The organism is Saccharibacter sp. EH611 (genome assembly GCF_009834765.1).
Lineage (GTDB): Bacteria > Pseudomonadota > Alphaproteobacteria > Acetobacterales > Acetobacteraceae > Saccharibacter.
In genome coordinates this window covers 216393-228619 of the sequence record NZ_WVHP01000021.1, presented here as the reverse complement: position 1 = coordinate 228619, position 12227 = coordinate 216393, and the positions used below count along the sequence as shown (strand labels likewise).

Below are 12227 nucleotides of genomic sequence, written 5' to 3'. Positions count from 1 at the left end.
AGAATACGTCATGGGAGCACCTTTCTTTCCCCCCTTTTTAGGAACCGCATAATTTATATGAGCGAAAAGATCGAACGTACGACTCTCGATAATGGCCTCACTATCGTCACTGAACGGATGGAGCATCTCGAGACCGTTTCTTTTGGTGCCTATGTCGCTACAGGAAGTCGTTTTGAAGACGCCTCCCATAATGGGGCCGCCCATTTTCTTGAACATATGGCTTTTAAGGGCACCAAACGCCGCTCTGCCGCTCAAATCGCAGAAGAAATTGAGAATGTTGGCGGTTATATTAACGCTTATACAGCCCGTGAAAGTACCGCCTATTACGTCAAGCTTCTTAAGCAGGACTTATCGCTCGGTATTGACCTTATCGGTGACATCCTCACCCATAGCACGTTCCTTCCCGAAGAAGTTGAGCGTGAACGGGGCGTGATTTTACAAGAAATCGGCCAAGCAAACGATACACCTGACGATATTGTTTTTGACCATTTCCAAGAAACAGCCTTTCCCAACCAATCCATCGGCCGCCCTATTTTAGGCAGTGAAGAGCTTGTCTCTTCCATGACGCGTGAAACGCTGATGGAATATATGCACACCCATTACAGCACTAAGAACACCATCGTCGCTGCGGCAGGCAATCTCCGCCATGACGATGTTGTCACACAAGTGCGTGAGCATTTTGCAGACCTCCCCTCCCATACGCCACCAACAGCAGACGATGCCCATTATAGCGGTGGGATCCATCAAACCCCACGCAAGCTTGACCAAGTGCATCTGCTGCTCGGCTTCCCGGCCCCGGGCTATCGTGACCGTAACGCTTATTGCACCATGATCCTCTCCACCATCCTCGGCGGTGGAATGTCATCACGTCTTTTCCAAGAAATCCGTGAACGGCGTGGGCTGGTCTATAGCGTCTATTCCTTCGCCAGTCCCTTCTCCGATAACGGTCTTTTTGGGCTTTATGCAGGCACGAGCCCTCAAAAAACCGATGAACTCATTCCCGCTATGCTCAACGAACTGACAGGGCTGCAAAAGGGTCTGCGAGAGGGAGAGCTCGAGCGTGCACGCACGCAGCTTAAAGCCTCGCTGCTAATGTCTCTTGAAAGCACGGGAAGCCGTTGCTCCCAGCTCGCTCGTCAGTTGCAAATTCACGGTCGCCTCATCTCCACAGAAGAGATGATCGCTAAAATTGACGCCGTCACGGAAGAAGACGTGCTCGCAATGGCACGCACGCTCTTTGCCGGGGCTCCAACAGTCACCACAATGGGGCCGGCAGAAAATATTCCCTCACCTCAGAACATTCATGACATATTGGCCGCAGCATGAACGATTTTTCCTCTCTCCTGCAGCAAGCCTTACAGGCCGCCAAACGCCACGGGGCCGACCATGCCGATGTGGTTGCCACACGCAGCCATAGCCAGTCTGCTATGGTGCGCCAAGGCAAAGCGGAAGGCATTAAGCATGCTGACAATATCAGCCTCGGTTTACGTGTCTTTCAGGGACAACGCATCGCAACCGTATCAGGTAATGACCTATCGTCTAACGCGCTTGACCAATTAGCTGAACGCGCCTGCGCAATGGCTAAAATCGTGCCCCCTTCGCCCTATGATGGCTTAGCTGACCATCCCCTAGAAGCTCCAGAACAAGCGCTCATACGCTCACTTGATCTGTTTGATGACAGTCCAGCACCAGACACAGCCCGTCTCCTCGACAAAGCTCTGGAGATGGAGCGAGCTGCGCTATCCCATAAAGGCATTACCAATAGCAGCGGGGCTTCCGCGAGCGCTGGTCGCACTGACATCGCCTTAGCTACAAGCGGCGGGTTTTACGGAGCCTACCAGCGCAGTCAGTTCGGTTTGGGGGTAAGTGTGCTTGCTGGTGAGGGCGATAAGATGGAACGCGACTACGCGTTCCACAGCACCCTCCATCAAGCAGACCTCCGTACACCAGAGGCCCTTGGCCATGAGGCAGCAGAGCGAGCCCTCGCACGACTCAACCCGGGACGCCCCAAAACAGGCCATTATCCGGTGATTTTTGACCGTCGCATTTCTTCTTCGTTGCTCGGTCATCTCGCCTCCGCCATCAATGGCTCGGCCATTGCACGGGGCAGCTCTTTCCTCAAAGACAAAATAGGCCAGAGCATTTTTGCAGAGGGTATTACCATCACCGATGACCCAACCCTTGCCCGCCAGGCTGGTTCTCGTCCTTTTGATGGCGAAGGCTGTGCAACCAGTCGGTTAAATATCGTGGAAAATGGCGTCCTCAACCATTGGCTCCTCGATAGTCGCTGTGCCCGTCAGCTCTCCCTCACCCCCAACGGGAGAGCCGTTCGTTCGCTCGATGGGTCGGTTCATCCAAGTAGCAGTAACCTCTTCCTCCAGCCCGGCAGCGTTAGCGTTGAAGAACTCTGTCAGGACATCAAAGAAGGGGTGCTTATTACAGAATTAATGGGTAATGCTATCAATATGCTCACAGGAGATTACAGTCGTGGAGCTTCTGGGTTTATGATCCGCAATGGTCATAAAGCGGAAGCTGTGTCTGGTCTTACCATTGCTGGCAACCTACATGAGATGTTCACTCATCTTCGCCCCGCTGATGATCTTCAGTTTGACCAAGCCGTTAACGCACCAAGTATTCGAATCGATTCGATGACGATAGCAGGAGAGTAACCGATTATGCGTCTCCGTTTTTTCTCTCTCTTTATGGCCCTTATGTGCCTGCCGTTAGTCGCTTTTGCCCCGCAGGCTGATGCACGCGCAGGCAGTGGCCGCTCAATGGGAAGCCGCGGTTCTCACACATGGAGTGAAGCACCGCGTACCTCTCTGACCCCCAACTGGTCTCGTCCGATGGAGCGCAGCGTCACACCTCAAGCGCCGCCTTCCTCTATGGGCCGTGGCGGTATGGGAATGGGGGCTTCTTCCTTCGGGAGCCGCGCTATGGGTCAGGCACGTCCCCCCTTTACAGCACGCCATCCGTTCCTCAGTGGTCTTGCTGGTGGTTTTATCGGAGCTGGGCTTTTCGGCATGTTGAGTGGCCACGGGTTCTTTAGCGGCTTCTCAGGTGGTGGGGGCTCTTTCTTTGGCTTCCTATTCCAGGTTCTTATCATTGCCGGAATTATCAGCTTGCTCATCCGTTTGTGGAAAAAGCCGAGCCTTCCGAACACGGCGGATCAGTCCGGAAACTCCTCGTTTGGTGGCACTAACACGAATGCTTTTGGCCCTTCCTCTCAGCCAAGCAGCGCCCCTGTTTCGCTCTCTCAAGAGGATTATACCGCTTTTCAGAAACTTCTCGTTAATGTGCAAGAAGCGTGGAGCAATCAGGACATTGCGTCTCTCCAACGTCTAGCAACACCTGAGATGGTCAGCTACTTCAACGAGCAGCTATCAAACCTCACCAGCCGTGGGGCTCGTAATGTTGTCTCTCAAGTTCAGTTTCTCCGCGGAGACCTGTCAGAAGCTTGGCATGAGAATGACATGACCTACGCAACGGTCGCCCTGCGTTATTCACTGATTGACGTTACGACAGACTCAATGGGCAATGTCATTGATGGCAGCCGCACAGAGCCACAAACGGTTACAGAACTTTGGACTTTTGCCCGTGCAGAAGGACGTGGAAACTGGATCCTCTCCGCTATCCAGCAAGCGGGATAAAAAGAGGCCTCTCTTACACGCTTCCATAAAGAAACCCCCCTAGGATTTATCCTCAGGGGGTTTTCTTTATGGGTCGCCTCACATTACAGGCGATACAAAGCGATAATGAAAATCGATAGAGAAAGACAGAGCAAACTCGTTACGATACCGCATAACCGACTACGCCGGCGCCGAGGGAAGAGATGGTCTGTCATGCCAAAAGAACCCTATCAATTAGAAGTCCACAGAAGAGGAGAAAAAGATACGCTAACGAATAACGAAAGGCTAAACGTGCTGGCTTGTCAGCTGTCTGACTAAATCCTTTTTCATCCTGACGGTCTCGTAACACCTTAACGGTAAAATAGAGAAAGCCAACATCTAATATGACTGCACTTGCCGTATAGAACCATCCGCATTGCCCTACAAAGCTAGGAACCAATGAAACAGCGGTTAGAATTATCGTATAAAAAACAATCTGTTGGCGTGTATGTCGCGGCCCTTTAATAACCGGTAACATCGGAATTCCCGCTTTTCCATAATCTTTGCAGGCATATAAAGCGAGCGACCAAAAATGCGGTGGCGTCCACAAAAAGACAATTGCGAACATCGTAACGGGCAATACATCCAAAGAATCCATCGTTGCTGCCCAGCCAATCATAGGTGGGAAAGCCCCCGCAGCTCCACCGATGACGATATTTTGCGGCGTGTTCCTCTTCAACCACATCGTATACACAACGCCATAAAAGAAGATGGAAAAAGCAAGGATGCCCGCGGCTAAGACATTTGTTGCAAGCCATAGCACAATGACGGAGATGACAGATAAAACGATAGCATAGATCAAAGCGGAGCTTGCTTGCACGCGTCCATCAGGCACAGGACGTACGCTAGTGCGTTTCATAATGGCGTCAATATCGCGGTCATACCACATATTGATAGCCCCAGCAGCCCCAGCCCCGATGCAGATACAGCTGATGACAATCAACCCAATCGGAATGGAGGGCCAGCGCGGGGCCACAGCCATGCCAGCAAGCCCTGTAAACACAACCAGAGAGATCACACGAGGCTTCAGCAGAAGAAGCCATTCTCTTAGGGCGGCGTCGCCGTCACGCCCCTCTAGAGAAAATAACTCCCTGATTGGAGAGAGGGTACGAAAAGACGAGCGATGAGCCACCTTGTTATCCTCTTTTTACCACCACGCTAGAGGCAGCGCGCATATAATTTTGCAAGACACGCTTCCAAGTCGCCATGCCCAAATAGAAATACGCAACGAGACTCGCCGACATCAAAAGGACAGCGAGCCTTTCCCATTGTGGAACAAGGGTACAAAGAGCTCCAGCAAAGGTGAGCAGCGCATGAACGCTTCCAGCGCTTTCATACCATAAAGAACGTACAGCCAGATCACGCGCAAACCACGCATAAAAGGCCCCACTTAACGCTAGCAATGCACCAAAAACTGCTGCTTGATGGCCAAATTCTTCACCCATCCCATGGCCCGCCATAAGATCAGGAAAAAGAGCAACGCCCCAGCCGACGACGAGTAACGCGACAGCCCCCAAAGACCATAACACTGACGCCCTGTAGCGAAGAGAATGAGACCAACTATCGCGGCAAAGCGCTAACAGAATGCTGCCCCCGGGGACAACCTGCCCCACGATAAGTGCCAACATGTCGTAATAATCTGGGATGCCCCCAAAGAGCGCATCAGCCCATAAAAGGGGCCCCACCAATCCCATGGCAATAAACGCATAAGGGGCCACACGATGAGTGAGCCCGTAGCAGGATGCTGTTCCCCCAAAGAGAGTTTGCGCCACGATCCCTAGGGCTGGAATAAGCATCATGCTCATTTCTGGCACACGCAGCTTTTCCACGACCGAAATCGGAGCCACTCCCTTAGTCAAAAGAGCCAATAAAACAGGCACGACGACAATAAGAGCCATAGACAGAGCAAGCAGAGACCAAGCCAGCGGTGCCAGCTCACGAAAACGTACCTGCCGACCTTCCAGCACCGTTGCGATGACATCCATAGCGACGGCCCCCATTCCCAACGCCCATAAAGCCAAGCCAATGGCCGGAGAGACAGGAAGAGACAGAACGCCGCCTGCCAATAACCCCCAGCCGATCACGGAGGCTGTCGGCAGCATCATACGATCTCCCCCAAGAAGCTTGGGTAAGGAACAGCAGGCAACACCCCCCAAAACGGCAGGGCACATCACAAAAAATGTCATGAGAACGGCGTGCGCGACGACCATCCCTTCCGTCGGGGATGTACGAAATACAGGCAGAGCGAGTGCTCCACCTAAAATGCCTGAGAAAAGAGCCAATAATAAAAAACTTCCCCCTAAGACGGCTGTTTTAGAGGGGAAAATTGAAGAATCACCTTGGTCTGAAGTCACGGCTTACGTCAGCTTTTGTTAAAATTCCGGGCCGAACGGTTGCCGGACAGCCTCATACGTCCATCAGTCACGCTGACTTTGCCTCTATACGGCAGAGGAGCCAAAGCAGCGCACTATTACAACGAACAAAGCTGCGCTCTCTTATGTATCCTTGTTTTGTGGCAATGTCACGAGGGTAAACAAGCCAAGCGGCGGAACAGGTCTGATCGTCGCTCTCTGCATATCTTCTGGCGGAAGAAGTGTCTCAATCGCAAAATCCGGATGCCACCCCAACGAGCGCGAGGCACTCGCCATTGCACGCTCAATTTTAAGGCGCAGCCCATCTTGAGCAAGAAAATGATTTACAAATAAAATATGCCCGCCGGGACGGACAACACGTTTCAGCTCTTTAAGCAACGCTTCAGGATGCGGCACTACAGAGGCAACGAACATCGCCACAGCAATATCAAAGCTATTATCTTCAAAGACGGTGGCTTCAGCGTCCATCTCCGCGAGATCATCCACATTGCTCAAATGTTCACGGACGACTCGCTGACGTGCTCTTTCAAGCATATCCTCGGACAGGTCGATCCCTGTAATACGCTTATTTTTCGTATAAAGCGGTAAAGCAAGCCCCGTACCAACACCAACCTCGAGAACTTTTTCACCAGGGAGAGCATTGACCGCTGCGACCGCTTGCCGGCGCCCAAAGGCTGATACTCCACCAAAAACGGAGTCATAAAAACGGGCCCATCGACGATACGCTAAACGAACGCTATCTGCATCCAAAGCGGAACGGGGCTGGAAGGAAGACTTCATGGAACTACTGCAACCTCACTTTAACCGCCCCACCCAAAGGGGGCGCTTCCTGTGTTGGTGTTGAACCATGCTTTCTATACTCTCTTCAAGGGGCATATCTGGCAAAAGAGCAACAGCTATCAAAAAAATCATTTCTGATTATACTCATCAACTCAACGTCGCATAGGAGAAACACTCCATCATGCAGTATCTTAACATCGCTTTCGCGCTCCTTGCTTTTCTAGCATGGGGAGGGTTATTTTTCGTTTACTACCGGGAACGCATTATTCCTTGGTTCGTTAATCGCTTTACACGCGACAAACCACCCAAGGCCAGTGAAGAAAATAGTCTTTTCGGCGGGGCAGCTCCCCTACCCTTTAAATATGAGACTGAAGAACAAGCCAAAGAAAAGCGCGAAAAAGAAATCGCCCTTATCGAAGCTGCCCTTCAAGCTGAGAAGGAAGCGGCTATGAAAGAGGATGAAGACACACACACTTCTTCTTCCGTACAGTCAAAGGAAGACAACCCCTCTTCCGAAAAGACCTCCTCATAAGCAGTTGGCCAGCTTCTTTTCCCACGGGATCTGATTACCTCAGGAGAAGCTGGCCATTGATCTTTTAGAACTCGGTAACGTTAAGCAAATAGCCCAATTAAAACCCGCCACACGGCTTGTAAAAGACAGAACGCTTGATGCCGGGGCTTTCTCTTCCAATCAGTTACGCTCTCTCCATACACGCATAACAGCTCTTCTACGCGCTGCGTGGTACTGAAGATGCTCTGGCCTGTTCCCGACCTAAATTTTTACGAGAACACCCCTCATTACGTTTCTATTAAACTTAAACAGCAAGACGCTTTTCGATCGCTTCCCAGATCAAACCTGCACTATTGATCTGATCAAACCGATCTAGCTCTTGCAGGCCTGTTGGAGATGTTACGTTGATCTCCGTTAGCCAATCGCCGATCACGTCAATCCCGGTAAAGATCAGACCATGCTCTTTTAGATAAGACCCAATGGAAGCGCATATTTCCCGGTCGCGCGCGGTTAAACGAACGCTTTCGGCTCGCCCTCCTACATGCATATTAGAGCGTGTATCTCCCTGAGCTGGCACACGGTTAATCGCCCCAATCGGCTCACCATCGACGAGGATGATCCGTTTATCACCCAGTCTGACAGCCGGTTCATAACGCTGCACCATCAAAGGCTCACGCGAGCGCGAAAAATGCATTTCTAGCAAAGACGTGAAGTTCTCATCATCAGGTTTCACACGGAAAATACCCGCACCGCCATTCCCGTAAAGCGGTTTGAGAATAATATCTTGGTGCTTCTGCCGAAACTCGGCAATCATCTGTGTATCCCATGTCACCAAAGTAGGCGGCATGAGGTGGGGAAAATGCGTCACCAACAGCTTTTCAGGCGCATTCCGCACAGAAACAGGGTTATTGACCACAAGAGCCTTACCCTCCCCCACACCGTGAATATGCTCCAACAAATGGGTCGCGGTAATATAGCCCATATCAAAGGGCGGATCCTGACGCATCAAGATGACATCCATCGTACCAAGATCAAGCCGTACCTCTGAGCCAAAAACCGCATGCTCTCCCTTCTTACGCTGGACGTTCACCGGACGCGCACGAGCTTGTAAGCGGCCAGAGGTTCCCTCCCCTTCCACAAGAGCGAGTGACGTTGGGTGATACACATACAGCGTATGCCCCCGGCGCTGTGCCTCCAACATCATGGCAAAGGTTGAATCGCCATCAATATTGACTTCCTCAAGTGGATCCATCTGCACCGCAACACGGCGTGGGGATGAGAGCGTCATTTCAGTACAGGCTCCTGTTCATCAGGGAGATTGAGGGTAAGAAATCGAAAGAACTTCAATGATCATAGGGCCGGAGGGCGTATGAAGAGTGACTTCATCTTCCACGCGTGCGCGCATCAAAGCTCGCGCTACCGGAGAGATAAGGCTTACCTCACCACGAGCAAGATCCGCTTCATCCGCACCAAGAATAGTTACCTTATACTCACGATCTTCCTCATCGGCATAACACACGGTTGCACCAAAGAAGACACGGTCACGATTCTTCTGGGCGGCTGGATCAACGATAACAGCTTGATCTAACCGACGCGTTAAAAAGCGTATCCGGCGGTCAATCTCTCGGAGGCGCCGCTTTCCATAATGATAATCAGCATTCTCAGAACGATCACCATTACTGGCCGCCCAGGAGACGACCTCCACCACTTTCGGTCGTTCTTCTTGGGCTAATTCACGCAGTTCGCGACGCATCAGTGCCGCCCCGTAGGGCGACAAATAGCGATTCAGTGCAATTTTCTCCGTTACCATAAGCGCTTCACGTCTCCTGATTATGCGTTTGAAGGAAGGACGGTGAAGCGAATATTGCCCCCAAGGCGCTGGCCCGGTTTGAGCACATGCACACCGCGATCTGCGATATCAGGACGATTTAAGGCATCTGTCATGCTGGTCACAGGCTCTATCGCAACGAAAGAACCATTCTCGCGGGTAAAAACGGTTAGATGATCAAAAATGGCGTCTGCTTCGATACGAATGCCCCCCACTGGCCCCGCCTGTCGCAGCTCTGCTGTCCCGCCAAAGCCGGTAAAGCCATTATCTAACCCACGCTCATAGATTGGCTTGGGCGTTTGGAACGACCATTCCCCGTCACAGGGGAGCGCCTCAACAGGCAGGCCCTGCCCGTCTGTTATCCACACGTCGCGCGCGTCAAAAGAGAGCGAAGCCTCTTGCCCCGATGCCAAGAAAGGATGGAAACCGAAACCCACAGGCTGCTCAACCGTATCACGGTTTTCAACCACCAGCGCGACGTCCAACATCTCCCCTCGCAGGGCGTAAGACAGCACAGCACGATAGGCAAACGGCCAATGTAGGTCATTCACCCCATCACCATTTTGAGGCTTATGATCAAAAGCCAAGATCGCATGACTGTCGCTTTTATGAAGAACCGTCCATGCATTTTCCCACGCATTACCATGGATCGGATGCGGGCATCCCTCCATATTCGGTGACATATGATACTCATGCCCCGCAAAGGAAAACTGGCCATGAGCCACACGATTGACGTAGGGCACAAGGGGGTATGCCCCGACCGCCACGCCACGCTGTGCCGTCAGCTCTGCTGTCTGCACAGGGAGAAAAACATCATGCCCATCCACCTGCCACTGCCCAATCGCTCCCCCTGTCTCCGGAAGAAGTGTGAGGCGGTGCCGTCCTTTTGTCAGTTCAAGCATGGTTTAATCCTTCTTTTTCCGGGGACGTTTACGAGGCGATGAGGAGGATGTGGATGTCGCCCCCTTCTCCGATGTCTGGCGTGTCGGCACAAGCCCTATTTCTTCCGCTTCTCGGCGTCTGATCTCATCACGCAATGTCGCCGCCTTTTCAAAGTCCAGCTCCGCTGCCGCTTCACGCATCTGCTTACGCAGCGCCTCAATGGGGAGTTGCGGATCCACTTTAGAAGAGGCTGCTTCCTTACCTGTAATTTCCTCTTGAATAAACAGCGTATCGTTAATCCGGCTTCTCACTGTTTGTGGCGTAATGCCGTGCGCTTCATTCCACGCGATTTGTTTCTCACGCCGGCGAGCTGTTTCATCAATAGCGTAACGCAAGCTGTCGGTCATTTTATCCGCATAGAGCAGCACGCGCCCCTCCACATTACGCGCCGCACGCCCAATGGTTTGGATCAGCGATGTGCGTGACCGTAGAAAGCCTTCTTTATCCGCATCCAAGATCGCAACGAGAGAACATTCTGGAATGTCCAGCCCCTCTCGCAATAGGTTAATCCCCACCAACACATCAAAAGTCCCGAGGCGTAGATCACGGATAATCTCAATACGCTCCAACGTATCCACGTCAGAATGCAGATAGCGTACGCGTATATCATGCTCTGAGAGATATTCCGTCAGGTCTTCAGCCATACGTTTGGTCAACGTCGTGACAAGGACACGTCCGCCTTCTTTGATCGTCTCCCGCGCTTCATGCAGCAAGTCATCCACCTGCCCCTCAACAGGGCGCACGATCGTGACGGGATCAATCAAACCAGTTGGACGAATAATCTGCTCAGCAAACACGCCCTCGGTCTGTTCCATCTCCCATTTGCCCGGTGTGGCTGAGACAAACAAGCTTTGCGGGCGGAAGCGCTCCCATTCTTCAAAGGAAAGAGGGCGGTTATCAACGCAGGACGGCAACCGGAAACCAAACTCCGAGAGCGTTTCCTTACGCGCTCTATCGCCCCGCTCCATCCCGCCAATTTGCGGCACACCAACATGACTTTCATCCACGATCAACATCGCATCTTCAGGGAGATACTCAAACAAAGTTGGTGGAGGATCACCGGGTCGGCGCCCCGTCAGGTAGCGTGAATAGTTCTCAATCCCCTTACACGCGCCCGTTGTTTCCATCATCTCAAGGTCAAAGTCAGTCCGCTGTTTAATACGCTCTGCTTCCAGCGGCTTATTTTGCTCTTTGAAATAAGCCAGCCGCTTCTCCAAATCCGTTGCAATAAGCCCCATGGCTTGGTTAAGCGTTGGTCGTGGTGTGACATAGTGAGAGTTTGCATAGACTTTCACAGTCCCGAGATCAGCCGTTTTATGACCCGTTAGGGGGTCAAATTCGATCACTTCCTCAATCTCATCCCCAAAAAGACTAATCCGCCATGCGCGGTCTTCATTCTGCACAGGGAAAATATCAACCTGCTCCCCCCGCACACGGAATGTGCCGCGCTCAAACGCCATGTCATTGCGTTGATACTGCAACTCTACCAGAGAACGAATAAGCTCATCGCGATCGATCGTGCCGCCCTCTTCAAGCTGCACCATCATACGGGCGTAGGATTCAGGCGCCCCAATACCGTAAATGCACGAAACAGAAGCCACGATAATAACGTCGTCACGCTCTAAAAGCGCCTGCGTTGCGGCATGGCGCATCCGGTCAATATGTTCGTTGCGTTGGCTGTCTTTTTCAATGAAGGTATCAGAGCGCGGAACATACGCTTCCGGCTGGTAGTAATCATAGTAAGAAACAAAGTATTCCACCGCGTTATCGGGGAAAAATTGTTTCATCTCACTATACAACTGAGCAGCCAGCGTTTTGTTGGGCGCCATAATCAAGGTTGGCCGTTGCACGGCTTCAATCACCTTGGCCATCGTAAAGGTCTTACCCGACCCCGTGACCCCTAAAAGCACCTGATTCCGCTCACCTTCTTTAAACCCGGTAGCAAGTTGCTCAATGGCCTTAGGTTGATCGCCTGACGGTTCATAGTCGGAACTCACCTTAAAACGGTGCAGTTTCGGCCGAACAGGCTGTCGCACGGGCATAAAGGGGGACATAACAGGCTGAGCCGCTGCGGTCGTTTCTTTAGAAGAATGTGATACCATAACCTCAAGATGGGAATATTTCGT

11 protein-coding genes are annotated in these 12227 nt (G+C 52.0%); 4 read left to right on the top strand and 7 right to left on the bottom strand.

Annotated features, from left to right (window positions below; translation table 11 throughout):
* The first annotated feature begins 57 nt into the window (after positions 1–57).
* The 3 genes from GS535_RS06365 to GS535_RS06355 are packed head-to-tail and all read left to right on the top strand — an operon-like array spanning position 58 to position 3650.
* On the top strand, positions 58–1326 hold the full coding sequence (locus tag GS535_RS06365) for a pitrilysin family protein (RefSeq protein ID WP_160791281.1): 1269 nt from the start codon (positions 58–60) through the stop codon (positions 1324–1326).
* On the top strand, positions 1323–2669 hold the full coding sequence (locus tag GS535_RS06360) for a TldD/PmbA family protein (RefSeq protein WP_160791280.1): 1347 nt from the start codon (positions 1323–1325) through the stop codon (positions 2667–2669). The genes GS535_RS06365 and GS535_RS06360 overlap by 4 nt, the downstream gene beginning before the upstream one ends.
* Positions 2670–2675: 6 nt before the next feature.
* Entirely contained in the window at positions 2676–3650 is a 975-nt protein-coding gene (locus tag GS535_RS06355) for a TIM44-like domain-containing protein (RefSeq protein WP_202401521.1), read from the top strand.
* Positions 3651–3840: 190 nt separating this feature from the next.
* On the opposite strand, the gene GS535_RS06350 is transcribed toward GS535_RS06355, so the two are convergent.
* The 3 genes from GS535_RS06350 to GS535_RS06340 all read right to left on the bottom strand — a co-directional run bounded on the left by GS535_RS06350 (position 3841) and on the right by GS535_RS06340 (position 6820).
* On the bottom strand, positions 3841–4764 hold the full coding sequence (locus GS535_RS06350) for a heme o synthase (protein ID WP_160791445.1): 924 nt from the start codon (positions 4762–4764) through the stop codon (positions 3841–3843).
* A 40-nt stretch (positions 4765–4804) separates the two neighbouring features.
* Positions 4805–6022, bottom strand: coding sequence for a hypothetical protein (locus tag GS535_RS06345; protein WP_160791279.1), 1218 nt, complete (start codon positions 6020–6022; stop codon positions 4805–4807).
* 141 nt (positions 6023–6163) lie between these two features.
* Positions 6164–6820: a class I SAM-dependent methyltransferase gene (locus tag GS535_RS06340; RefSeq protein ID WP_160791278.1), complete on the bottom strand. Its 657-nt coding sequence runs from the start codon at positions 6818–6820 to the stop codon at positions 6164–6166.
* A gap of 181 nt (positions 6821–7001) precedes the next feature.
* On the opposite strand from GS535_RS06340, the gene GS535_RS06335 reads away from it, so the two are divergent.
* On the top strand, positions 7002–7352 hold the full coding sequence (locus GS535_RS06335; RefSeq protein WP_160791277.1) for a hypothetical protein: 351 nt from the start codon (positions 7002–7004) through the stop codon (positions 7350–7352).
* 283 nt (positions 7353–7635) lie between these two features.
* On the opposite strand, the gene gshB is transcribed toward GS535_RS06335, so the two are convergent.
* The 4 genes from gshB to uvrB are packed head-to-tail and all read right to left on the bottom strand — an operon-like array spanning position 7636 to position 12155.
* Entirely contained in the window at positions 7636–8619 is a 984-nt protein-coding gene (gene gshB, locus GS535_RS06330; RefSeq protein WP_160791276.1) for a glutathione synthase, read from the bottom strand.
* A 21-nt stretch (positions 8620–8640) separates the two neighbouring features.
* On the bottom strand, positions 8641–9141 hold the full coding sequence (gene greB, locus GS535_RS06325) for a transcription elongation factor GreB (RefSeq protein ID WP_160791275.1): 501 nt from the start codon (positions 9139–9141) through the stop codon (positions 8641–8643).
* Between the two features lie 20 nt (positions 9142–9161).
* On the bottom strand, positions 9162–10061 hold the full coding sequence (locus GS535_RS06320; RefSeq protein WP_160791274.1) for an aldose 1-epimerase: 900 nt from the start codon (positions 10059–10061) through the stop codon (positions 9162–9164).
* A 3-nt stretch (positions 10062–10064) separates the two neighbouring features.
* Positions 10065–12155, bottom strand: coding sequence for an excinuclease ABC subunit UvrB (gene uvrB / locus GS535_RS06315; RefSeq protein ID WP_237442232.1), 2091 nt, complete (start codon positions 12153–12155; stop codon positions 10065–10067).
* Between the last annotated feature and the right edge of the window lie 72 nt (positions 12156–12227).